21 protein-coding genes are annotated in these 23254 nt (G+C 71.3%); 7 read left to right on the top strand and 14 right to left on the bottom strand.

All coding sequences use genetic code 11. The annotated features are described in order from the left end of the window. A complete protein-coding gene (locus OG247_RS21325) occupies positions 1-720 on the top strand; it encodes an ABC transporter permease (protein WP_327253736.1) in 720 nt (239 codons plus the stop codon). A 125-nt stretch (positions 721-845) separates the two neighbouring features. Next, a complete protein-coding gene (locus OG247_RS21320) occupies positions 846-1487 on the top strand; it encodes a rhomboid-like protein (protein WP_327253735.1) in 642 nt (213 codons plus the stop codon). Between the two features lie 141 nt (positions 1488-1628). Here the strand turns inward: OG247_RS21320 and OG247_RS21315 are convergent, their stop codons facing one another. The 9 genes from OG247_RS21315 to OG247_RS21275 all read right to left on the bottom strand — a co-directional run bounded on the left by OG247_RS21315 (position 1629) and on the right by OG247_RS21275 (position 11496). Continuing rightward, positions 1629-2441 (bottom strand): HAD family hydrolase, encoded by an 813-nt coding sequence (locus tag OG247_RS21315; protein ID WP_327253734.1) that lies wholly within the window; start codon positions 2439-2441, stop codon positions 1629-1631. Continuing rightward, entirely contained in the window at positions 2438-3715 is a 1278-nt protein-coding gene (gene serS, locus OG247_RS21310) for a serine--tRNA ligase (RefSeq protein ID WP_327253733.1), read from the bottom strand. The genes OG247_RS21315 and serS overlap by 4 nt, the downstream gene beginning before the upstream one ends. 526 nt (positions 3716-4241) lie before the next feature. Beyond that, positions 4242-5177: a prephenate dehydratase gene (gene pheA / locus OG247_RS21305; protein WP_327253732.1), complete on the bottom strand. Its 936-nt coding sequence runs from the start codon at positions 5175-5177 to the stop codon at positions 4242-4244. 42 nt (positions 5178-5219) lie between these two features. Next, on the bottom strand, positions 5220-6494 hold the full coding sequence (efeB, locus tag OG247_RS21300) for an iron uptake transporter deferrochelatase/peroxidase subunit (protein ID WP_327257569.1): 1275 nt from the start codon (positions 6492-6494) through the stop codon (positions 5220-5222). Between the two features lie 38 nt (positions 6495-6532). Then, complete coding sequence (locus tag OG247_RS21295) at positions 6533-8554, bottom strand: copper resistance CopC/CopD family protein (RefSeq protein WP_327253731.1); 2022 nt, start codon at positions 8552-8554, stop codon at positions 6533-6535. A 22-nt stretch (positions 8555-8576) separates the two neighbouring features. Continuing rightward, entirely contained in the window at positions 8577-9086 is a 510-nt protein-coding gene (locus OG247_RS21290; protein ID WP_327253730.1) for a copper chaperone PCu(A)C, read from the bottom strand. Beyond that, positions 9083-9736 carry an SCO family protein gene (locus OG247_RS21285; RefSeq protein WP_327253729.1) on the bottom strand — a complete coding sequence of 218 codons (654 nt, stop codon included), beginning with the start codon at positions 9734-9736 and terminating at the stop codon, positions 9083-9085. The genes OG247_RS21290 and OG247_RS21285 overlap by 4 nt, the downstream gene beginning before the upstream one ends. A gap of 102 nt (positions 9737-9838) precedes the next feature. Continuing rightward, entirely contained in the window at positions 9839-10570 is a 732-nt protein-coding gene (locus OG247_RS21280; protein WP_327253728.1) for a YcnI family copper-binding membrane protein, read from the bottom strand. Between the two features lie 110 nt (positions 10571-10680). Further along, positions 10681-11496: a hypothetical protein gene (locus OG247_RS21275; RefSeq protein ID WP_327253727.1), complete on the bottom strand. Its 816-nt coding sequence runs from the start codon at positions 11494-11496 to the stop codon at positions 10681-10683. A gap of 284 nt (positions 11497-11780) precedes the next feature. Between OG247_RS21275 and OG247_RS21270 the strand changes: the two genes are divergently transcribed. Beyond that, positions 11781-12287 carry an ATP-binding protein gene (locus tag OG247_RS21270; RefSeq protein WP_327253726.1) on the top strand — a complete coding sequence of 169 codons (507 nt, stop codon included), beginning with the start codon at positions 11781-11783 and terminating at the stop codon, positions 12285-12287. A gap of 60 nt (positions 12288-12347) precedes the next feature. Here the strand turns inward: OG247_RS21270 and OG247_RS21265 are convergent, their stop codons facing one another. Further along, entirely contained in the window at positions 12348-13814 is a 1467-nt protein-coding gene (locus tag OG247_RS21265; protein WP_327253725.1) for an aminopeptidase P family protein, read from the bottom strand. Between the two features lie 140 nt (positions 13815-13954). Beyond that, the gene (locus OG247_RS21260; protein ID WP_327253724.1) at positions 13955-15571 is read right to left on the bottom strand and encodes a PP2C family protein-serine/threonine phosphatase; all 1617 of its coding nucleotides are present in this window, start codon (positions 15569-15571) and stop codon (positions 13955-13957) included. 407 nt (positions 15572-15978) lie between these two features. Here OG247_RS21260 and OG247_RS21255 point away from each other — a divergent pair, with 407 nt between their 5' ends. Together OG247_RS21255 and OG247_RS21250 are read left to right on the top strand one after the other, a co-directional pair. After that, complete coding sequence (locus OG247_RS21255; RefSeq protein WP_327253723.1) at positions 15979-16677, top strand: bifunctional DNA primase/polymerase; 699 nt, start codon at positions 15979-15981, stop codon at positions 16675-16677. A 108-nt stretch (positions 16678-16785) separates the two neighbouring features. After that, the gene (locus tag OG247_RS21250) at positions 16786-17454 is read left to right on the top strand and encodes a hypothetical protein (protein ID WP_327253722.1); all 669 of its coding nucleotides are present in this window, start codon (positions 16786-16788) and stop codon (positions 17452-17454) included. Positions 17455-17706: 252 nt separating this feature from the next. On the opposite strand, the gene OG247_RS21245 is transcribed toward OG247_RS21250, so the two are convergent. The 3 genes from OG247_RS21245 to OG247_RS21235 all read right to left on the bottom strand — a co-directional run bounded on the left by OG247_RS21245 (position 17707) and on the right by OG247_RS21235 (position 20312). Continuing rightward, positions 17707-18681: a DUF5926 family protein gene (locus tag OG247_RS21245; protein WP_327253721.1), complete on the bottom strand. Its 975-nt coding sequence runs from the start codon at positions 18679-18681 to the stop codon at positions 17707-17709. Positions 18682-18836: 155 nt separating this feature from the next. Beyond that, a complete protein-coding gene (locus OG247_RS21240; RefSeq protein ID WP_327257568.1) occupies positions 18837-19343 on the bottom strand; it encodes an ATP-binding protein in 507 nt (168 codons plus the stop codon). Between the two features lie 180 nt (positions 19344-19523). Further along, entirely contained in the window at positions 19524-20312 is a 789-nt protein-coding gene (locus tag OG247_RS21235) for a glycerophosphodiester phosphodiesterase (protein WP_327257567.1), read from the bottom strand. A 248-nt stretch (positions 20313-20560) separates the two neighbouring features. Between OG247_RS21235 and OG247_RS21230 the strand changes: the two genes are divergently transcribed. Both OG247_RS21230 and OG247_RS21225 read left to right on the top strand, forming a co-directional pair. Further along, on the top strand, positions 20561-22156 hold the full coding sequence (locus OG247_RS21230) for a S1C family serine protease (protein ID WP_327253720.1): 1596 nt from the start codon (positions 20561-20563) through the stop codon (positions 22154-22156). 103 nt (positions 22157-22259) lie between these two features. Continuing rightward, a complete protein-coding gene (locus tag OG247_RS21225; protein ID WP_327253719.1) occupies positions 22260-23165 on the top strand; it encodes a LysR substrate-binding domain-containing protein in 906 nt (301 codons plus the stop codon). Positions 23166-23254: the final 89 nt, after the last annotated feature.

The following is a 23254-nucleotide window of genomic DNA, read 5'->3' as shown; positions in this document are numbered from 1 at the left end:
ATGTACAACCCCACCGTCGCCCGGCTCACCTACCGGGCCCTGCTCGGCCGCCGTCGCGCACTGATCCTCTGTGCGCTGCCCGTCCTGCTGATCGCCATCTCCATCGCGGTCCGTGCCTTCACCGGCCTCGACGACAAGGTCGCCGCAGACCTCCTCGGCGGCTTCGCCCTGGCCACGATGGTCCCGCTGATCGGCGTCATCGCCGGCACCGGTGCCATCGGCCCGGAGATCGACGACGGCTCGATCGTCTACCTGCTCTCGAAGCCGGTGAAGCGTCCGACGATCATCATGACGAAGCTGACCGTCGCGATCGCCGTCACCATGGTCTTCTCCGCGATCCCCACCCTGATCGCCGGCTTCATCCTCAACGGCAACGGCCAGCAGATCGCCGTCGCCTACACCGTCGCCGCCCTGGTCGCCTCGGTGGCCTACAGCGCCCTGTTCCTGCTGCTGGGCACCGTCAGCCGGCACGCGGTCGTCTTCGGCCTGGTCTACGCCCTGATCTGGGAGTCGCTCTTCGGCAGCCTCGTCGACGGCGCCAAAACCCTCAGCGTCCAGCAGTGGTCGCTGGCCCTCGCGCAGAAGGTCGCGGGCGAGGGGTACGTGGACGCCACCGTCGGGCTGCCCACCGCGGCGATCCTGCTCGTCGCGGTCACCGTGGGAGCCACCGTCTACGCCGGACAGAAGCTCCGACGCCTGACTCTGGCGGGCGAGGAGTAGGACCTCCGTACCGGCATCCGTACCCGCGTCGGCATCGGCGTCCGTACCGGATGTTTCACGTGAAACAGTGCCCCGCCCGGCCCACCGGCCAGGCGGGGCACAGCTTTGCGCGAGATCATCGGGGCATGATCGAGTACACCGAGCCCGAGGCGTCCAGGCCAGTACGGTCCTGGATACGCTCCGCGCCCGGCACCCACATCTGGCTGCTGATCATCGCGGTCACCAGCATCGTGGTCGTGATCGTGCCCGACCATCTCGAACACGTCCTGCTCCACCGCAACAGCAGCAATATCCACGAGCTCGCCCGGCACCCCCTACGGGCACTGCTCAGCAGCGCGTTCTGGATCGAGGATCCGGCCTCGCTCCCGCTCTACTTCGTCCTCTTCGAGATCTTCCAGGCCAATGTCGAGCGCTGGCTCGGCACCCTGCGCTGGCTCTTCATCATCGCGACCGGACACATCACGGCCACGCTGATCAGCCAGAAACTGGTCCTGATGGCCATCCAGGACCACCGTGCCCCGCGCAGCATGGTCCACGTCGTCGACATCGGCGTCAGCTACGGACTCGCGACCGCCGTCGGGGTGCTGACGTACCGCCTGCCCGGCCCCTGGCGCTGGCTCTACCTCGCCGGCTCCGTGGCCTTCTTCGGGCTCCCGCTCGTCTCCGGCGGCACCTTCACCGACTTCGGCCACGCCATCGCACTGGCCGTCGGCCTCCTCGCCTGGCCGCTGACCCGGCACCCGAACCCGAGCCGGATCCACGGCTGACACACGGAAATTCACTGGTACGAGGCGTGCGACGGGGGCAGAGTGAGCCGTGCGGGGAGCAACAAGAAGGTCCGGAACAGCCACTTCGAGCGCGCCTCGCGGCGCGGGCCGTTCCGGACCTTCCCTTCGTCTTCCGGTCGGTTACGCGGCGCCCAGCAGACGCTCCAGGACCACGGCGATGCCGTCCTCCTCGTTGGAGGTGGTGACCTCGTCCGCCACCGCCTTGAGCTCCGGGTGCGCGTTGGCCATGGCCACTCCGTGCGCGGCCCAGCCGAACATCGGGATGTCGTTGGGCATGTCGCCGAAGGCGATCGTGTCGGCCGCCTTCACACCCAGCCGGCGCGCGGCCAGCGAGAGGCCGGTGGCCTTGCTCAGCCCCAGCGGCAGGATCTCCACGACACCCGGACCGGCCATGACGATGCCGACCAGACTGCCCACGGTCTCGCGGGCCACCTGGACGAGGGCGTCCTCGTCCAGCTCGGGGTGCTGGATGTACAGCTTGTTCAGGGGAGCGGACCAGACCTCGGAGGTGTCCTCCAGGTAGAGCGCGGGAAGGCCCTCCTGGACCTGGTAGCCGGGGCCGAAGAGCACCTCGCCCTCGACTCCGTCCCGGCTGGCGGCGATCGCCAGCGGACCCACCTCGGCCTCGATCTTCTCCAGCGCCAGCGCGGCCAGCTTCCGGTCGAGCGTCACCGAGGTCAGCAGCCGGTGCGCGCCCGCGTCGTAGACCTGCGCGCCCTGTCCGCAGACCGCGATGCCCTTGTAGCCGAGGTCGTCGAGGACGTGCCGGGTCCACGGCACGGCGCGGCCGGTGACGATGATGTGTGCTGCGCCCGCCGCGGTGGCCGCGAGGAGCGCCTCACGGGTGCGCTCGGAGACGGTGTCGTCGCCGCGAAGCAGCGTCCCGTCGAGGTCGGTCGCGACGAGCTTGTACGGGAACGGGGCCGTGCTCACTTGGTGATCGGCTCCAGGATTTCCCGACCGCCCAGGTAGGGCCGGAGCACCGGGGGAACCCGGACCGTGCCGTCGGCCTGCTGGTGGTTCTCCAGGATCGCGACGATCGTGCGCGGGACCGCGCACAGCGTTCCGTTCAGGGTGGACAGCGGAGCGGTCTTCTTGCCGTCGCGGTAGCGGATCGACAGGCGGCGGGCCTGGAAGCCGTCACAGTTCGAGGCGGAGGTCAGCTCGCGGTACTTGCCCTGGGTGGGGATCCACGCCTCGCAGTCGAACTTGCGGGAGGCGGAGGCGCCCAGGTCGCCGGTGGCGACGTCGATCACCTGGAAGGGCAGCTCCAGGCTGGTCAGCCACTGCTTCTCCCAGTCCAGGAGCCGCTGGTGCTCGGCCTCGGCCTCCTCCGGCGCGACGTACGAGAACATCTCGACCTTGTCGAACTGGTGGACGCGGAAGATGCCGCGGGTGTCCTTGCCGTACGTGCCGGCCTCGCGGCGGAAGCACGGGGAGAAGCCGGCGTAGCGCAGTGGCAGCTTGCCCGCGTCGATGATCTCGTCCATGTGGTACGCGGCGAGCGGGACCTCGGAGGTGCCGACCAGGTAGAGGTCGTCGTTCTCCAGGTGGTACACGTTCTCCGCGGCCTGACCGAGGAAGCCGGTGCCCTCCATGGCGCGCGGGCGGACCAGCGCCGGCGTGAGCATCGGGGTGAAGCCTGCCTCCGTGGCCTGGGCGATGGCCGCGTTGACGAGGGCGAGCTCCAGCAGGGCGCCGATGCCGGTGAGGTAGTAGAAGCGCGAGCCGGACACCTTGGCGCCGCGCTCGACGTCGATGGCGCCCAGGGACTCGCCGAGCTCCAGGTGGTCCTTGGGCTCGAAGCCCTCGGCGCCGAAGTCGCGGATGGTGCCGTGCGTCTCGAGGACGACGAAGTCCTCCTCGCCGCCGACGGGCACGTCCGTGTGGACGACGTTGCCGAGCCGCAGGAGCAGCTGCTTGGCGGCTTCGTCCGCCTCGTTCTGCTCGGCTTCTGCGGCCTTGACGTCCTGCTTGAGCTGATCGGCCTTCTTCAGCAGCTCGGCCCGCTCCTCCGGAGAGGCCTTGGGGATGAGCTTGCCGAGCGACTTCTGCTCGTTGCGGAGTTCGTCGAATCGCATGCCTGAGGACCTGCGGCGCTCGTCTGCGGAGAGCAGTGCGTCGACGAGGGCGACGTCCTCTCCACGGGCGCGCTGCGAGGCGCGGACACGGTCAGGGTCTTCACGGAGCAGCCGGAGGTCAATCACCCCTCCAGGCTACCGGGCCGGGCTTCCGGGGATCGCACCGATATCACGCTGCGTGTCGCTTTGTCCTAATTGCCGCGAATGGAAAACTTCCGGCGGGAGACCGGAAGTCCACCTTCCGTGGAGGCCGATAAACCGGCCCCATTCTCCGAAAAGGGGCGCGGCGGCAGTGGTCGGGCAGCCTCTGAGCAGGAGGGAAGGGCCTCCCTTGTCCACAGGAATTCCCCAGGCGACCGGCTTATCCACAGGCTGTGCGCCGGATCTGTGGACACAGGAATAGATCAATCCCGGCTGTGGAGTGAGCGGGCCCAATCAGGGTTCAAACCACCCTCACACACTCATTCGGGTGGGAATGACTCGTCCCAAAGAGTTGATCGGTGATACAGGGGTGACGCCGTTCACCTCCCGCTCGTCAGCGCGAAACCTGCGCCACCCGACCGATTTGTCGACCTTGTCGTGTTGCTCTGTCGACTTGTCCCCAGGTCTGCACCGATCCCTGTGGATAACTCTGTGGACAGTGGACAGAGCGTTAGGGGCGCCCGTCGAGGCATCGCGTCAGCCAGTCCGAAGCCGCCGTGAAGTCACCGTCGGAGGTGCCGGGCCGGGCGGCCAGGACGTCACCCTGAGCGACACCGGCGCGCGGGTAGGAGCCGAGGAACCGGATCTGGGGGCAGGTGCGCTTGAGGCCCATGAGCGCCTCGCCGACCCGGCGGTCGGAGATGTGCCCCTCGGCGTCGACGGCGAAGCAGTAGTTGCCGATCCCCGCGCCCGTGGGCCGGGACTGGATCAGCATCAGGTTCACCCCGCGGACGGCGAACTCCTGGAGCAGCTCCAGCAGCGCGCCGGGGCGGTCGTCGCCCATCCACAGCACGACGGAGGTCTTGTCGGCCCCGGTCGGCGCGGCCGGCCGGGCGGGACGCCCGACGAGCACGAAGCGGGTCTCCGCGTTCTGCGCGTCGTGGATCTCGGTGACCAGCGGGACCAGCCCGTAGGTGGCGGCCGCGAACTCGCCCGCGAAGGCGGCGTCGAAGCGGCCCTCCTGGACCAGCCGGGCACCATCGGCATTGGACGCCGCCGACTCCCACAGGGCGTCGGGGAGGTTCGACCGCAGCCAGTTGCGCACCTGGGGCTGGGCGACCGGGTGCCCGGTGACGGTCTTGACGTCCGACAGCTGGGTCCCGGGCCGCACCAGCAGCGCGAACGCGATGGGGAGCAGCACCTCGCGGTAGATCATCAGCGGTACGCCGGCAGCCAGCTCGTCCAGGGTCGAGGTGACCCCGCCCTCCACCGAGTTCTCGATCGGGACCAGGGCTGCCGCGGCCTCGCCGTTGCGCACGGCGTCCAGGGCTGCCGGGACCGAGACCATCGGGACGAGCTCCCGGGTCGCGGCTTCGGGGAGGGTGCGAAGGGCGGCTTCGGTGAAGGTGCCTTCGGGACCGAGATAGGTGAAGCGGGTGGCCGACATGTGATCAGCCTAATGCCGGGGCCCGGACGCCACCCGGGCTGTTCACCCTTCGAGCAGCCGCTGGCCCACGTACTCCCCGGCGCGCGCGCCGGGCGGCACCGCGTACAGGCCGCTCGACTCGTGCCGGATGAAGGCCGACAGGGCGTCGCCCCGGTCGAGCTTGCGCTGGACGGGGACGAAACCGCGGGCCGGGTCGGCCTGCCAGCAGATGAAGAGCAGTCCCGCGTCGGGGGCTCCGTCGGCGGCGATCCCGTCGTGGAAGGAGAAGGGACGCCGGAGCATGGCCGCCCCGCCGTTCTGCGCGGGTGCGGAAATGCGGGCGTGCGCGTTGGAGGGGATGACCGGCTTTCCGTCGGCACCGATCTTGTCGAGGGCCATGGCGGTGGTCTCGCCGCCTCCGGTCAGCGGTGCGCCGGTGGCCTTCGTACGGCCGATGACCTGCTCCTGCTGGGCGAGTGACTGCCGGTCCCAGGAGTCGAGGAGCATCCGGATGCGGCGTACGACGGCGTACGAGCCCCCGACCATCCAGGCGTGCTCCGCGGGCACCGCGCCCTGGACGAAGATCCGCCGGTCGAAGTCGGCTTCGGTGGGCTTCGGATTGTTGGTCCCGTCGACCTGGCCCATGAGGTTGCGGGCCGTCATGGGGGCGGCGGTGGCTCCGGGAGAGCGGTTGAAGCCGTCCATCTGCCAGCGCGGCCGGGCCGCCTCTCCGGCGTCCTTCTGCAGGGCGCGCAGTGCGTGGAAGGCGACCAGCGCATCGTCGGAACCGATCTGCACCCATAGATCGCCGTCGCTGCGCCGGGCATCGAGCCGGTCGGCGGAGAAGTCCGGCAGCGGGTCGAGGGCGGCGGGGCGGCGCGCGGTGAGGCCGGTGCGCTCGAAGAAGGAGTGGCCGAAGCCGAAGGTCACCGTGAGGGAGGAGGGGCCGGAGCCGAGGGCGATGCCGGTATCGGCGGCCGGTGCGGTCTCGCCCGCCGTCAGCCGCCGCGCGGTATCGGACCAGCGCCGCATCAGGGCGGCGGCCTCGGTGCGCCCGGCGCCGGGCGCCAGGTCGAAGGCGAGGACGTGCCCCTTGGCCTGGAGGGGCGTGGTGATCCCGGCCTGGTGATCCCCGTGGAAGGCGACCCGGGTGGCACCGAGGCTGCCGGGAGCGCCGCCGGAGCCCGCCGCCTCGGACCCGGACACCTCGGACTGTACGAGGGCCCCGCCTGCGGCGCCGAGCGCGAGCCCGGCGGCGCCCGCGGCGCCGACCGTGCCCAGCAGGCGGCGCCGGGAGATCTCGAGACCGGGGAGTTCCGTGCTGCTCGCGGAGCTCACGGTGCTCTTGGTGGGTGCGCTGTTCTGGGTCACGCTGGTCAGCCGATCTTCACGTTCTTCTGGACGGTCGTCTGGTCGATGTCGGAGGTGCGGATGGTCACGTCGATCCGCCAGTCGCCGGTCAGCGGAAGCTGGACGCCCGATGCGGTCCAGTGCCCGGGAGCGGCGCGCTCGGGCAGGACCGGAAGAGGGCCGATCTCCTTGGCCTCCAAGGTGAACGACACCTTGAGCTCGGGCAGGTCCAGCGGCTTGCCGTCGGGGGTCTCGGCCCACACGTGGAGCGTGTTCGCACCGACGCGGCCCGGGTCCAGCTGGAGCCGGACCGATCCCTTGCCGTTCTGACCGCCGGTGTCGAAGGGCAGCGTCACCTTGACCGCACGGTCGGGAACGGCGGTGGCGGTGGACCCGCGGCCCGTCTCCAGCTCAGCGGCACGGCCGGGCTCGGTGCTGGTGAGGATGGTGGTGACGGCCAGCAGGACCACGGCGACACCCGCCTCGGCGAGGACGGACCGGCGCAGGCCGGCACGGTCGGGGTCGGCGTCGCGCGCCTGCTTCTCCCGCGCGGTGCGCCGGGCGGCACTCTGGCGGGCGAGCTGCGCGGCCCGCCGGGGGTCGGAGGTTCCGGCGCCGGAGATCCCCGTGTCGGAGGCGTCGGCGTCGCCGGTGGCATCGGCGCTGGCGGCCGGGGTGACGGTCACGGGCGATGTTTCACGTGAAACATCGGAGGCGCGTTCCTCCGCCAGCCGAGAGGTCCACTTCCGGGAGGTGCAGGCGATGGCGACGACGACGGCGACGAGGCCGATCTTGATGAGCAGCAGCCGCCCGTACTCGGTTCCGGTCAGTGCGGACCAACTGCCGACCTGGCGCCAGGCCTGGTAGGTGCCGGTGCCGGCCAGGACGAGAACACTGGTGAAGGCGACGGTGGAGAACCGCCGGATCGCCGTGCGCTCGATCCCGGGGACCTTGTGGAGTGCGACGAGCAGCGCGGTGAGTCCGCCGAGCCACGTGGCGACGGCCAGCAGGTGCAGGATGTCGACGGGCATGGCGAGGGCGGGCTGGATACCGGTGGAGGCGTGCTCCGACAGTGCCCAGGTGGCGGCGATGCCGCCGGCGACGACGGTCCCGCCGATGCCGAGCCCGAAGACGAGGTCGCTCTCCCCCTTGGCGTCCTCTTCGGAGACGCCGGAGGTGTCGGAGCCGTCAGGGCGGTTCGAGCCGTCCGAGCCGTCCGACGCGTACCTCCGGGCATAGGAGCCGAAGAGGACGGTGATGAAGAGTGCGGCGGCGCCGAGCAGGAGCAGCCGCGAGACGAGCGAGGCCCCGGACTTGGTCTCCAGGACGGCCTTCAGCCCGGCCAGGTCGAAGGCGTCGGAGAAGTTCCCCGACCCGGTGTACGGGTTGCGGAGCAGCAGCATCACCAGGGTGGCCACGGTGAGCGCGACCCAGGCCCGTACGACCAGTTTCTGCATCGGCCGCTGCGCGGCGCCCCGGCGCCAGCACAGGAGGATGAAGGCGGCGGCGCCGACGAGGACGGCGAACCCGGCGTAGGCCACGTAGCGCGCGATGCCGTAGGCGACGGCGACGGGCCCGTCGCCCGCCGTTCGCGAGGGCAGGGAGACGGCGGTCTCGGAGGGGGCTCCGATGGAGAAGGTGAAGGCGCCGGAGATCGGGTGGCTGTCCGCGGATATGGCCTGCCAGGCGACGGTGTAGGTGCCGTCGGGCAGCCCCGGGCGCAGGGCGGTGCCGTAGCGGATGATGTTCCCGCTGCAGAGGTCGCGCAGTTCGCCGGTGTCGACGCGCTTGCCCTGGGGATCCAGGACACGGATGGAGTCGCCGTTCATCGCGACCCCTTCCGAGAAGGAAAGGGTGATCTGGGCGGGCGCCGTGGCGACCACCGCCCCGTCCGTGGGGTCGCTCGCGGTCAGCGCGGCGTGTGCCGAGGCCGGCGCGGCAGCGGCGAAGAAGGCTGCCAGCAGAGCGGCGAGGACCAGCGTGAGCCGCGGCAGGAGTGCCGTGACACGGACGCGGGCCGTGGATGGGGTCGGGGCGGTGGCCGTCATGGCGTGTCAGTCCCTCGGTCCGTCAGTGGGCGGTGCCATCGGTGGATGTCGGAGCCTTGTACGTCCGCTCCTTGACGTCCAGCTCGACCTTGACCGGGCCGGACTTCTCGAAGCGCAGTTCGATGGTGACCTTGTCACCGACCTTGGGGGTGTTCTTGAGCCCCATGAACATGACGTGGCTGCCGCCGCGTGCCAGCTTCAGCTCGCCGTTCGCGGGCACGTCCATGGACTGCACCTGCTGCATCTTCTGATCCTTGGTCTCGTGGATCTGCAGATCGTCGGAGAGCGGGCTCGTGGCGCCGGTCAGCTTGTCGGCCGTCTTGGAGTCGTTCTTGATGACCATGAACGCGCCGGCCATCTCGTCGTTCACGGGCTGCGGCATGTACCCGCCGCTGACCGTCAGCTTCGGCGCGCCGCCGGAAGCGGATCCGGAGTCCTCGCCGTCCGAGGAGCAGCCGGATATGGCGAGCGCGGCCGTCAGGGAGAGGGCGACGGCGAGGGTGCGGGTGGTGCGGGTGGTGCGGGTGTTCACGGGTTCTCTCCCTTGACGACCTTCGGCAGGTCCTTGGTGTAGTCATCGACGGTGGTGCTCTCGCCGTAGAGGAGGTATCCCTCGTCGGTCTTGGGCGAGAAGGCGATGACCTGGGCGCCGTGCATGGAGACGACGTTGCCGGCGGCGTCCGTCTTGGCGGCCTCGATGCCGATGCCGAGCGTGCGTGCGGCGGCCTGGATGGTGGCGAAGTCCCCGGTCAGCCCGGTGAATGCCGGGTCCTGGGCCTTGAGCCACGCGCCGAGGGATTCGGGGGTGTCCCGTTCCGGGTCGGTGGTGATGAAGACGACCTGGAGCTTGTCCTGGTCGGCCTTGGGAAGTGCCTTCTTGGCGACGGCGATGTTGCTCATCGTCAGGGGGCACACGTCGGGGCAGTGGGTGTAGCCGAAGTAGATGAGCGTCGGCTTGCCCTTGGTCTGCTCGCGGAGGTTCCACGGCTTGCCGGTGGTGTCGGTGAGGACGACGTCCGGCTTGTCGAAGGGGCGGTCGAGCACGGTGGCGGAGCCGGCTTTCGCCTGGCTCTCGCTGATCTGGGTGACCTGGCCGTTCTTGGCCGGTTCGCCACCGCAGGCGGTGAGGGTGAGGGCGGCCGCCGCCACGAGGGCGGCGAGCGTCACACGTGTGGTGCGCATGGGAAAGTCCCTGGGATCGGGGGTGGTACGGGTGGATCCGCGAGCCCGGCCGGCCCGGATGACCGGTCGGCTGTGGGATCGGCAGGTCAGGAGGTCAGGAGGTCAGGAGGTGCGGCGGCGCGAGGCGACGCCGAAGGCCACGCCGCCGAGTCCGATGACGATGCCAGCGATGCCGAGGGCCCGCGCGGTGGTGTCGGAGCCGCTCTTGGAGGCGGCCGTGTCGTGGCCGTCCTTGTGGTCGGCGGCGGCGCCGTTCTTGTCGCCGTCCGTCTTCGGGGTGGCGTCGTGGTGGTCGCCGCCGGCCGGGGCGGCGGTCAGCTTCAGGACGGGCGCCGGGTTCTGCGGCTCCGCGGCGCCTTCCTTGGGCTCTTCGATCCAGCGGACGATCTCGCCGTTGTCGTAGGTCTGGATCGCCTTGAAGACCATCTGGTCGGCGTTGTCGGGCAGCTTGCCGACGGAGACCGGGAACTGCTGGAACTTGCCGCTCTCGATCTTGCCGCCGGACCAGGTCACCTTGGTGACGACCTCGTTGACCTGCTTGCCGTGCACGGTGAGCGGCTTGTCGAGCTTGGTCTTCTCGACGCTGGACGTCCAGCCGGGGATGTCCTGCGGCATGACGGAGGTGAGTGGCTGGTCGACCGGGAAGTTGACCTCGAGCTGCGTCGTCGCGGCGTTGTCGCGCTCGTTGGGGACCTTGAAGTTGAGCGTCGCGTAGCCGCCCTTGGCGGCCTCTCCGACGGGCTGCACGCCGACGTGGGCGAAGGCGGTGCCGGAGAGGAGGAGGACGGAACCGGCGGCGAGGGCGGCGGCGAAGGAGACGCGAGAGGTCTTCATGGCAGAAACACTCCACGGAAGCTGTGGTGACGGTGGCTCCGCGCGCGGCGCGCACGGAGTTCGCGGCACCGGTGCTCCCGTCGTGAGTCCCGGGGAGGAGAGGTGCCGCTTCAGGCTGCGAGGGCGAATGCCGTGGGCGGCCCGCGCCTGATCACCGTGTGCTGGAGTGCGTCCCGGCCCGTGGAGGGACCGGAGCCGGTCCCGGCGTCCGCTGCCCGCGGAGTGCGGACGGGCCGGTCCGCAAGGCCCGCGCCGAGGGCCCGTACGTAGGCCAGCGCGGCACGCAGCGGGCGTACCGGTGCGCCAGCCGCGGAGAGCCTGGACAGTTCGAGGAGGCGGAACAGCGCGGCGTCGCCGCGCCCGAGCAGCCAGCCGGCTGCGAGTGCGGCCAGCAGGTGCCCGATCAGCATGGCCGGGCTGAGCAGCCCGACCAGTCCGGTGGCCGGCTCTACGAGGCCCTGCCCCATGTGGGCGTGGGCCAGGTGCCCCTGCGCCTCGGCCTGCGCGGCCACGGCGTCCGGGTCCAGCCCGGCGCTCTCCAGGATCCGCCGGGCATCCGCCGGGTGGATCGGGACGGAGTTGCCCCCGCAGACCAGTTGGGCGGCCAGTGCCGCGAGCGAGGTCTCCGAGGAGGTGCCGCCGCCCGCCGAGGCGTTGTGCTGGCCGAGGCCGAACACCGTGTGCAGGGCGAGCTGTCCGCCGGCCAGCGCGGCGGCGATGCCCGGCAGCGAGCGGCGGCGTCCCGCGAGCGGGGCCGCTACCGCGAACACGGCGAGGAAGCCGGCGCAGAGGGACCACCAGGGCACCGTCGCGCAGGAGGCCAGCGCGTGCCCGGCCGCGGACAGCACGACACAGACCGCGGTGAACACCGCGGCCCGGATCAGCCTGAGGCCGGGTCCGGCCTGCGTCGCGTGGGGGGCAGTCATGGCCGGGCCATCATCGCACTGGCCTTAGGCGCCGCATACGGCAGGTGCGACAGCAGGTTGGCACTCCCGCGCACGGATGCCCGGTGTGCGTCGGTGCACGCGCACCCGGGTGCTCCCCCGAGTACTCCCACCCGAGCCCTCCGCGAGCACTCCCCGCGCGCCCCTCCGGGTCTCCCCCACCCGCACCGCATACACCGCCGCCCGGGAGCGCCACATCGGCCGAACGAGGGCTCTGTCGGTCTTCGGGGGCTTAGCCCCGGCCCCGGGCGGCAATAGGTAACGGTATGAGCATCTGGTGGTCTCTCCACTTGAGGCGCGAAGCAGCGAGTGTGCCCCTCGCGAGGCGACTGCTGCTGGGGACGATGGAGACCGCGGGGGTGGACCCGGACATCTCCTTCGACCTGTCGGTGGCGCTGAGCGAGGCGTGCGCGAACGCGGTGGAGCACGGTGGCCGCGAACCGGTCCCGCGCTGCGGGTACACGGACGCCGCGTCGTATCCGGACGACGCGGCCTCGGGCGGCGGATCCCCGGACGGGACCGGGGCGTACCACGTCACGGCCTATCTGGACGGGGACCGCTGCCGCATCGAGGTGAGCGACTCGGGCCCGGGGTTCCCGCCCGCGACGGTGGCCCGCCGCAGACCGTCCCTGGCCGAGCACGGCCGGGGACTGCACCTGATCGAGGAGCTCGCCGACCACGTCCGCTTCCGCAACCGGCCGGGCCGGGGCGCCGTGGTCAGCTTCGACAAGATGCTGAAATGGCGGGACGACTCACTGCTGAAGGTGTCGTAGACGCGCCGATGGGCGGAACCCGTGGAGGGTCCCGCCCATCGGCGCGTACGAGCGGTGGCGTCAGCCCTTGAGGCGCGCCATCCACGCCTCGACCTCGTCCGAGGTGCGGGGCAGCCCGGCGGACATGTTCCGGTTGCCGTCCTCGGTGACGAGGATGTCGTCCTCGATCCGGACGCCGATGCCGCGGTACTCCTCGGGCACGGTCAGGTCGTCGGCCTGGAAGTACAGACCGGGCTCGACCGTCAGGCACATGCCCGGCTCCAGCGTGCCGTCGACGTACGCCTCGGTGCGCGCGGCGGCGCAGTCGTGGACGTCCATGCCGAGCATGTGGCCGGTACCGTGCAGGGTCCAGCGGCGCTGCAGGCCGAGCTCCAGGACGCGCTCGACCGGGCCTTCCACCAGGCCCCACTCGACGAGCTTCTCGGCGAGCACGTGCTGGGAGGCGTCGTGGAAGTCGCGGAACTTCGCGCCCGGCTTGACGGCGGCGATGCCGGCTTCCTGGGACGCGTAGACCGCGTCGTAGATCTTGCGCTGGATGTCGGTGTACGTGCCGTTGATCGGCAGCGTGCGCGTGACGTCGGCCGTGTAGAGGGAGTGGGTCTCCACACCGGCGTCGAGCAGCAGCAGGTCGCCTGAGCGGACGTCGCCGTCGTTGCGGACCCAGTGCAGGGTGCAGGCGTGCGGGCCGGCGGCGCAGATGGAGCCGTAGCCGACGTCGTTGCCCTCGACGCGGGCGCGCAGGAAGAAGGTGCCCTCGATGTAGCGCTCGGAGGTGGCCTCGGCCTTGTCGAGCACCTTCACGACGTCCTCGAAGCCGCGGACGGTGGAGTCGACGGCCTTCTGCAGCTCGTCGATCTCGAACGCGTCCTTCACGGCGCGGGCCTCGGAGAGGTAGACGCGCAGCTCCTCGTCGCGCTCCTTGGTGACCTTGTCGGTCAGGGCGGTCTCGATGACGGAGTCGTGACCGCGGACGCTGCGGACCGGGCCCTCGGCCTCGGTCAGCTCCTCGGCGAGCTTGCGCACGTCCTTGGCCGGGATGCCCAGGAGCTGCTCGGCCTCCGTGAGGGAGTGGCGGCGGCCGACCCACAGCTCACCGTTGCCGGAGAGCCAGAACTCGCCGTTCTCGCGGTCGGAGCGGGGCAGCAGGTAGACGGTGGCGTGGTGGCCGGTCTCCCCCGCGGGCTCCAGGACCAGGACGCCGTTCTCGGTCTGGTCGCCGGTGAGGTACGCGTACTCCGTCGAGGCGCGGAAGGGGTACTCGGTGTCGTTCGAGCGCGTCTTCAGCCGGCCGGCGGGGACGACGAGGCGCTCCCCGGGGAAACGCCGGGACAGGGCGGAGCGGCGGGCGGCGGTGTGCGCGGCTTGAGCGATCGGCTCCAGTCCGCGCAGCTCGGTGTCTGCCCAGCCCGTGCGCATGCTTGCGGCGAGCTCCTCGCTGACACCCGGGTACAGCCCGTTCTTGCGCTGCTTGTGCTTCTTCTTGGGCTGCTCTTCTTCCGGGGTCTCCGGGGTGAGCTCGTCAGCCACGTCTTCTCCTCAGTACGACGGACACGGACCGGGTATGGACCTCATCCATCGTATGTGTGAGCGGATGCCCCCCGACGGTTCGTGTGACAAATCCGCCAAACCAGGTCACACGCCCCGCCCTCACCTCCTCCATCTCCTCGTCACTCGAACCGCGCGGCGAGCAGCACGATGTCCTCGGAGGCGTCCGCCGGGGAAGCGGGCCCGTCCCCGTCGCCGTCCGGCAGCACCGTCCGCAGGATGTGGTCGCAGATCGCGGCCGGGTCCTCGCGGACGCTACGGGGGATCCCCGCGGCGGCGGCGTGCAGCCGCGCGTACGCCCGGTCCATCGGGTCCCCGGTGCGCCGGAGCAGCCCGTCCGTATAGAGCAGCACCGTTTCTCCGGGCGCGGGCTCGATCTCCACGCTCGGAGCCTCCCAGCAGGACAGCATTCCGAGCGGCGCGGAGAGGGTGGTCTCCACGTACTCGGTGCGCCGCTCGCCGATCAGCAGCGGCGGGGTGTGCCCGGCCCCGGCCAGGATGAGCTTGCGCCCCCGGCCGCCCGCCGGTCCGCCCGCCTGGCCCCCGGCGGGCTCGCAGTAGGCGAAGAGCGCGGTCGCCGAGCGCGCGGGCTCGGTCAGGCGCAGCAGCAGCTCCAGGTCGGAGAGGACGGCGACGGGGTCCTCGCCCTCCATGACGGCGTACGCCCGCAGCGAGGCGCGCAGCCGGCCCATCGCGGCGACGGCGCTCGGCCCCGAGCCGGTGACGGAGCCGACGGCCAGCCCGAGGGCGCCCTCCGGCAGCGGGAGCGCGTCGTACCAGTCGCCCCCGCCGTGCGGTCCGGTGTGGTGCCGGGCGGCGAGCTGGACCCCGGGGATCCGGGGGAGCCGGCTGGGCAGGAGTTCCTCGGCGACGGTGGCCAGGCCGGCGCGGGCACGCTCCACCTCCAGCATCCGGGCCAGGTGCTCGGCGGCGTGCCGGACGTACAGCCCGACCAGGTCGCGCTGGCGGTCGCTGGGCTCGGCCTGTTCGTCGTAGAGCCAGACGGCCGCGCCGAGCCGGCCGGTGGCCTCGGCGGTCAGCGGCAGCGCGTAGCTGGCGGCGTAGCCGAGGCGGGCGGCGACCTCGCGGTGGCGGGGGTCGACGGGGGCGGCGTACCCGTCGCCGCCGGGGCCGGTGGCCGTGCCGGGCTCGGGCAGGAACTCAGAGCCGCCGTTGGCGTCGGGCAGGCCGTCGAGGATGCGGCCGTACGAGGTGGCGCTGCGCGGCACCGTCTCGATGTGGCCGAGGTCGGCGTGGCCGAGCCCGAGGCCGATCGTGGTGGTGGGGCCGAGTCCGTCGGAGGGCTCCAGGACGATCAGGCCGCGACGGGCGCCGACCAGGGCCGCGCCCGCCCGCAGGAACTCCTGGAGGGAGGCGGTGAGGTCACTGGCGCGGGCGAGCCGCTCGGTGAGCTCGTGGAGGGTGGTGAGGTCGGAGACCATGCCCGCGAGGCGGTCCTGAATGACCGAGCTCGCGGCGGGGACCTGCGCCGGTGTGTGAACCGCTCGCGGGCTCGTCGATGTGGACACGGCCGTGGGAGCCGGTGTGGGCGCCACAGTGTGCGGGGACGCTGTGACAGCTGGATCGATTCCAGCCACTTTCGGCAGATGCGGGGCGCTCATGGCGTCCGCCTTTCCAGCTGGTGCGATTCGCCATATAGCATCGCAAACCCCCAGATCATGCTGCGCCGCTATCAATGAATCCACATCTACACGCACACGAGGAGCGATGTCCAGCATTGCCCAGGTGGGAATCCTGGTGTCCGTGGGACGGCAACTCACTGTCCGGCCAGGGCTAGAACTTGGCCGGAAAAAGCGGGAAGCGGACGGTTTTTGCGGTCGACTGGGCGAGTCAGTCGGCCGGTCCGGGTACGTAATCCGTTGCACCCGGGGAGAGTTGGCGCAGCCCGGTGCCCGCCGGGAACCGTCGGGCACGGCCCGTCGTCCCCATCGACGACAGCCGTTCCCCGCGCGGTCCCGGGTCGCGTACCGCCCCCGACGGACGTTTCATGGACCCGTAAGAAAACTGCACGAACCGTGTGAACCTGCTTCAGGCGGACAGTGACGCGAAACGTGTACGTGTGGTGAACCACCGCTTACATGGTGTGATGTGGCCCTCGGCGTTCAACGGAAAGGAACGAGCGCTCATGCGCGAGATCCTCGGAAGGCGTCTCCAGCGGCTCCGCAATCGCTTGCAATCCCTGCGCCCCGCCCCGCCGCAGGGTGATGCGCCGGGTCTCCTCGAAGCGGCGCTGACCTGCGCCACCACCTGGCACTGGCCCGTGCTGCCGGGCGTCGGGCGCTGCGGAGCCGACAGCTCCCGGTGCGCCTGCCCCGACCCCGACTGCGTCGTGCCCGGCGCGCACCCCTTCGATCCCGGGCTGCTCGCCGCCACCACCGACCCCCGGATGGTGTCCTGGTGGTGGGCCAACCGGGCGGGTGCCCCGATCCTGCTGGCGACCGGCGCGAGCGCGCCCTGCGCGGTGAGCCTGCCCGCGGCGGCGGCCGCGCGTGCCGTCGTACGACTGGACGCCGAGGGCATGCGGCTCGGGCCGATCGTGGCCACGCCCACACGGTGGTCGCTGCTCGTGGCGCCGTACTCGCTGGAGCGGCTCGGCGAGATCCTCTACGCCAAGGACCACGTGCCCTCCTCGCTGCGGTTCCACGGCGAGGGCGGCTACTTGCTGCTCCCGCCCTCCGCCGCGATCGGCGGCGGCCAGGTGCGGTGGGAGCGCGAGCCCGCAGGCGCCGGGGAGATCTGGCTGCCGGAGGTGGAGGCGGTCGTGGACGCGCTGGTGGAGGAGAGCAGCGGGGCCTCGGGCGGCGGGAGCCGGCTCGCGTACTGACGCCCGTGCACTGACGGATCACTCGTACGGGTGCCAGCGAGACGAGTTTCCAAGGGAATTGGGCGCGGGGTTCTCCGTGCCCCATTCCCGCATCGCTATCTTCGGCGAATGAATCTCCGCCTGATCGGTATCGGCGCCGGTGTGTTGATCATCTTGTCGCTCCCGTTGGCGGGAGCGATCGCCGGGCCGGATTTCGCCGGTCAGAGCGACGGAAAGGGCGGCGGGCTGCTCTCCACCTTCGGCCTCGGTCACCCGCCCAAGGGCGACCGGGGGGCGTCGGACTCCGGCGGCTCCGACAACTCCGAGACCTCCGACAAATCCGAGGGCTCGGCCGATTCGGGCGGTTCGGGAGCGAGTTCCGCCACCGGCCGGTCCCGTACGCCCGCCTCCGCCGCCGCGCCGGCCCGTCCGGGCCCGGCCGAGCAGCCGCGTACGGACGCCCGCTGTGGGCCCGAACTGTCCTCTCCGCAGGGGGTGGAGGCGCAGACGTGCGTCCTGTCGGGCGAGGGCCGGACGTGGGGGCGCAGCTACTACCGGAACACCAGCGGCCGCTCGCTCGACGCGGTGCTCACGGTGATGGGTCCGGCGGGGCGCACGGTGCAGATCCGCTGCGCGGTCGGCGCGGGCGACGAACCGGGGCTGTGTGAAACGCCGAGGGAGGAGTCGGCCGGTGCCCCGAAGGACTACTCGGCCGTAGCGGAATTTGCAGTTCCGGATGATGAAGGAGCCCTGCTCCTGCGGTCCGGGAGCAACTCACCGGTACCGGGTGACGGTTGAGCGTCACGGGAAAATCAAGGGCCCGGTCGCTGGCGACGGGGGATGCACCAGCGACCGGGCTACAAGAACGGTAACAAGAGATCGCCTGTTCGCAAATTCGATCTCTGATATTCGGACACCGATTTGCAGGCGATTAGCGGGAGTTGTGACTCCGATCACCGGTGAGCAGTCATCGGTGACCCTCCCGCGGACCCTCCCCGGGCCCCTCCCCCGGACCCTGGTGGCCGGCCCGCGAACGGGCCGGCCATCCGGTCAGCTGAGCGTGACCTGGCGGTTGGTGAGGCCGCCGCGGGCGCGACGCTCCTCCGTGGTCAGCGGCGCGTCCGTCGCGAGGGCCGCGGCGAGCCGCTCCGCGAGCTCGGCCGCGGGCTTCTCCACGTCCTCGGCCGAGACTCCGGTCGGCAGGTCCCAGACGGGGACCATCAGGCCGTGGGCGCGGAAGGAGCCGACCAGCTTGGTGCCCTCGCCGAGCGAGGACGTGCCCGCGGCGGACAGCCGCGCGAGCGCGTCGAGCAGCTTCTCCTCGGGGTGCGGCATGACCCAGCGCAGGTGGTTCTTGTCCGGGGTCTCGCACCAGTAGGCGGCATCCACGCCGGTCAGCTTGACGGTCGGGATGGCGGCCGCGTTGGCGCGCTCCAGGGAGGCGGCGATCTCCGGGGAGGCGTTCTGGGCGCTCTCCGCTTCCGGAATCCAGAATTCGAACCCGCTGTGGACAACCGGCTCGAAACCGCCGTCGACGGAGAGGAGATCCTGAAGTCGCGGGCCCTCGGCCGGAACCCGGCGGGCCTCGACGACGGTGCCGGGCTCGGCGACGAGCGCGCGCTCCAGCGTGTCGGCCATGTCCCGGGCGAGGTCGCCGCTGGTCGAGTCGTTCTGCAGGCCGAGCAGGACGGAACCGTCCTCGCGGCGCAGTGCCGGAGAGGCCAGCGGGAGTACGGTCACCAGCGTGACGGAGGGGACGCCCTCGGGCAGTCCGCCCTTGAGGGTGAGCGGCACCGTGGCGGCGGGGACGAGCTCGCGCAGCGCCACCCAGTCGCACTCGCCGGGCAGGCCCTCGAACGGCCGGGCCACGTGCTCGGTGACGGCGTGCGCGGCGGCGGCGCCGTGGCAGGCCTTGTAGCGGCGCCCGGATCCGCAGGGGCAGGGCTCGCGAGCGCCCACCACCGGGATCTCCCCGCTGTTGAGCTGCGGCTTTGCGGACTTCGCGGAGGGGCGCTTCTTGGCCATCGTGGGTGTCTCCCGGTTGCGGCGGTACGGCGTCGGTCTGGGCGCGAGCCTAGCCGTTCGTGCCGCCACAACCGGTGGGGTGCGGCCGGGAGCACGGTCGGCGTGCGCTCCCGGACGGCCGCCATCCGTCCACCCGCGGTCGAGGACCGGTCGGGTCAGGGATCCAGATCGTCGAAGGCCGTACTGAAATCGATCGCAGGGGACGCAACGCGCGTAGCGAAATCCTCGTGCCGGGTCCCGCAGGCAACGATCGCCCAGACGGTGACCTCACCCGCCGCTCCGTCCCGGACACCCCAGTCCTGGGCCAGGGCGCTGATGATGGTCAGCCCCCGCCCGCCCCGTGCGGTGACCGAGGGCTTGGCCGGGATGGGGCGGGTGGGCCCGCCGCCGTCCGTGACCTCGACCGTCAGCCGCCCCGCCTTGTCGACGCGCCACGACGCGCGTATCCCGCCGTCTTCCCTCTCCCGAGCGCCCAGCGGTCTGCCGTGCCGGCAGGCGTTGCTGAGCAGTTCGGAAAGGATCAGTACGGCGTCATCCACGATCGATTCGGACACCCCGCTGATGCGCAACTGCTCGCGCATCCGGTGCCTCGCCTCGCCCACGCCCGCAGGACCATGGGACACGTCCATGCACGACGACGTGGGCACTTCTTGTGCCACCATCAACGCCACCCCCGGAACCTCCTTAGCCCCACGCATGGTCTGGATGCCCCAATGGCCTGGACCGGAAACCGCCGGACCGGCGCCCTCTGACGCATTCACGGCGACCGAACGCGGAGTGGATGCGCCGGTGCACACCCCGTAACGGGTGTTTCGCCTGTGACACCTGCGCAAAGCGGGACGTCAGCGGCCTAGCTGTGACAAAACTTGTCGCGGTCGGTTCGTGATGATCGCTTCCACACCTAGATCAGCGCAGAGCTGAACATCTTCCGGATCGTTCACGGTCCACACGTGAACGGAATGCCCGGCGGCTTGAAGTTTTCGGATGAAGCCCGGGTGGTTGCGCACGATCCGCATCCCCGGCCCGGCGATCTCCACCCCGGCCGGCAGCCGCCCGTCCCGCATCCGGGGCGAGATGAACTGCATGAGGTAGACGGTCGGGACCGTGGGCGCGGCCGCCCGCACCCGGTGCAGGGAGCGCGCCGAGAAGCTCATCACCCGGACGGGGTGGGGCCCCTCGGCGGGCGGGGCGTCCAGCGCGAAGCGCTTGAGGAGGAAGAGCAGGCGCTCCTCCACCTGTCCGGCCCAGCGGGTCGGGTGCTTCGTCTCGATCGCCAGCTGTACCGGCCGCCCGGCGTCCGCCACCAGCTCCAGCAGTCGCTCCAGGGTGAGCACGGAGGTCCGCTCGGGGTCCGCGTCCCAGTCGGGAGACTCCTCCCGGTCCTTCCACGAGCCGAAGTCGAGGGCGGCGAGATCGGCCAGCTCCAGGGCGGAGACGGCGCCGCGGCCGTTGGAGGTGCGGTTCACCCGCCGGTCGTGGACCAGGACCAGATGGCCGTCGGCCGTGAGCCGGACATCGCATTCGAGGGCGTCGGCCCCGTCCTCGATGGCCTTGCGGTAGGCGGCCAGGGTGTGTTCGGGGGCATCCTCCGAGGCGCCGCGGTGGGCGACGACCTGGATGGGGCGCGGCATTGCGTGGGTCACCGGCTCATGGTGCCACCGGGAGGGGCCCGGATGTCGTGGAGAGCCCCGCGGGCGCTTCTGGGGATGCGTCCGAAATGTCGGAGATAAAGGATGGGGGAGACTCACAGGTCCGGCTTACAGTGCTCTGACGGGTCATGGGAAAGGCTTTGCCCAGGAACTTGTACGGCACGTCGAACGTTCAGTCGGACCGATATCGCCCGTATTTCTGAAGCCGTGTGTGACGAGGAGAGAGCGCTGTGAGCACCGAGAACGAGGGCACCGCGGCCCCGACGCCCCCCGCGGCCCCGCCCGTACCCCCGGTGGCCGCGCCCGTCGACGCCGCGCCGGTGGCGCCCGCCGCGCCGGCGCCCGCGGAGCCGGTGACGCAGCAGTTGCCGCCGACGCCCGCGCCCGGCACCGAGCCGACCCAGCAGCTCCCCCACACCCCGGCAGCGCAGCCGCCGGCTCCGCAGCCCCCGGCGACCCAGCCCGCCGCGGCCGTCGAGCCGCCGGCCCCGGCTCCCGTGTACGCCGAGAACCCGGTCCCGCCGGTCACCCCGGCGTACGCCGAGACTCCCGCTGCTCCCCACGCCCACGCCCCCGCGCCGCAGGCGATGGGTGCCGAGGGCTGGCCTCCCCCGCCGCCGGCGGCCCCCGCGTACGGGGCCGGTGCCGGCCAGGGCGGTGGAGGCTGGGGCGTGCCCCTGGCCACCGACGGCGCACCGCAGCCCAAGCGGAAGGGCAAGGGCGGCATGATCGCCGGTGTCCTCGCGGCGGCGCTCCTCGCGGGCGGCGTCGGCGGCGGCGTCGGCTACTGGGCGGCCGACCGGAGTGCCAATGGCTCCGGCTCCACCACGGTCAGCGCCGGCAACACGCCCAAGGACCTCAAGCGCGATCCGGGCTCCGTCGCGGGCCTGGCCGCCGGCGCGCTGCCCAGCGTCGTCACCATCGAGGCCTCGGCCGGCGACGGCGAGGGTGGCACCGGCACCGGATTCGTCTACGACCAGCAGGGCCACATCCTCACGAACAACCACGTGGTCGCCTCCGCGGCCAACGGCGGCAAGCTCAGCGCGACCTTCTCCGACGGCAAGAGGTACGAGGCCGAGGTCGTCGGCCGGGCCCAGGGGTACGACGTCGCCGTCATCAAGCTGAAGAACCCGCCGTCCGGGCTCAAGCCGCTGCCCCTCGGCGACTCGGACAAGGTCGCGGTCGGCGACTCGACCATCGCGATCGGCGCTCCGTTCGGCCTGTCCAACACGGTCACCACCGGCATCGTCAGCGCCAAGAACCGCCCGGTCGCCTCGGGTGACGGCTCCAGCGGCAAGAACTCGTACATGAGTGCCCTCCAGACCGACGCCTCGATCAACCCGGGCAACTCCGGCGGTCCGCTGCTCGACAGCCGCGGCGCGGTCATCGGCATCAACTCCGCCATCCAGTCGGCCGGCAACGGCGGCTTCGGCGGCGGCCAGGCCGGCTCCATCGGCCTCGGATTCGCCATCCCGGTGAACCAGGCGAAGAACGTCGCAGAATCGCTGATCAAGACGGGCAAGCCGGTCTACCCGGTGATCTCGGTCTCCGTGGACCTCGCGGCCAAGACCGACGGCGCGAAGATCTCCGAGACGGGCGCCTCGGCCAACGAGCTGGTCGACCCGAACGGCCCGGCGGGCAAGGCGGGGCTGAAGCCCGGCGACATCATCACCGAGCTCGGCGGCAAGCCGATCGACAGCGGCCCGACCCTGATCAGCGAGATCTGGACGTACAAGCCGGGTGACACGGTGAAGCTGACCTACCTGCGCGGCGGCAAGCCGACCACGGTGGACATCACGCTCGGCTCGCGGGTCGGCGACAAGTAGCCGACGGCCGCCCGCGGGCGGCAGGAGCAACTGGCTTGATGGTGAGGGGCCGTAGGCGCGATTGTGCCTGCGGCCCCTCCCAACGTCCGCTTATGCTTCGACCGTGTTCGATTCGCGGCACATCCGAACGTTCCACGAGGTGGTCGCCTCGGGGTCCTACTCGGCCGCCGCCCGGGTCCTCGGGTACACCCAGCCGGCGATCACCCAGCAGATGAAGGCGCTCGAACGCGCCGTCGGCACCCCGCTGTTCACCCGCGTGGGACGCCGCATGCAGCTCACCGAGGCCGGGGAGTCGATGGCCCGGCACGCCGAGGCCATCCTCGGCAGCCTCTTCGCCGCCGAGGCCCAGCTGAAGGCGTACGCCCGGTTGCGGACCGGCCGCGTCCGGCTGTGCGGCTTCCCCAGCGCCAACGTCACCCTGGTCCCGGAAGCCCTGAGCAGCCTGGCCAAGGAGCACCCGGGGATCCAGGTCGAGCTGCTGGAGGGAGAGCCCCCGGACTCCTTGCGCAGGCTGGAGCGGGGCGAGTGCGACATCACCCTGGCCTTCACCTATCCCGGCCTGCACGAGGAGGTTCCGGAGGAGGTCGCCGAGGTCAGGCTCATGGAGGACCAGCTGACGGTGCTGCTGCCCACCGGGCACCCGCTGGCCCGGCGGCGGGCCGTGCACCTCGCGGACCTCTCCGAGGAGCGGTGGATCGCCGGCTGCCCGCGCTGCCGGGCGAACCTGCTGCACGAATGCGCGGGGCTCGGCTTCGTGCCCGACATCCGCTTCGCCACCGACGACAACCTGGTGGTCCAGAGCCTGGTCGCTCAGGGCCTGGGCGTGGCCATGATGCCCGCCCTGGTGCTGCCTTCGCTCTCGCTGAGCAAGGTGTGCGGGCGGGCCCTGCTGCCGGCCGCACGCCGGCACATCGCCGCGCACGTGTACCGCGACCATCTGCGGGTCCCGGCGACGGCGGTGGTGCTGGAGGCGCTGAGGCAGGCGGCCTCGAACCGCGTCGGCTGCTGAACCGGCCCGCCGGAGGGTCCGGCTCCGCCTCAACCCATAAGCCGGGCTTGGGATTTCAGCTCACAACTGTCGTTGGACGTGATGGGTGG

The sequence above is a fragment of the Streptomyces sp. NBC_01244 genome, from assembly GCF_035987325.1.
Lineage (GTDB): Bacteria > Actinomycetota > Actinomycetes > Streptomycetales > Streptomycetaceae > Streptomyces.
Note: the sequence above shows the minus strand (reverse complement) of the source record. Positions and strands in the feature narration are given on the sequence as shown.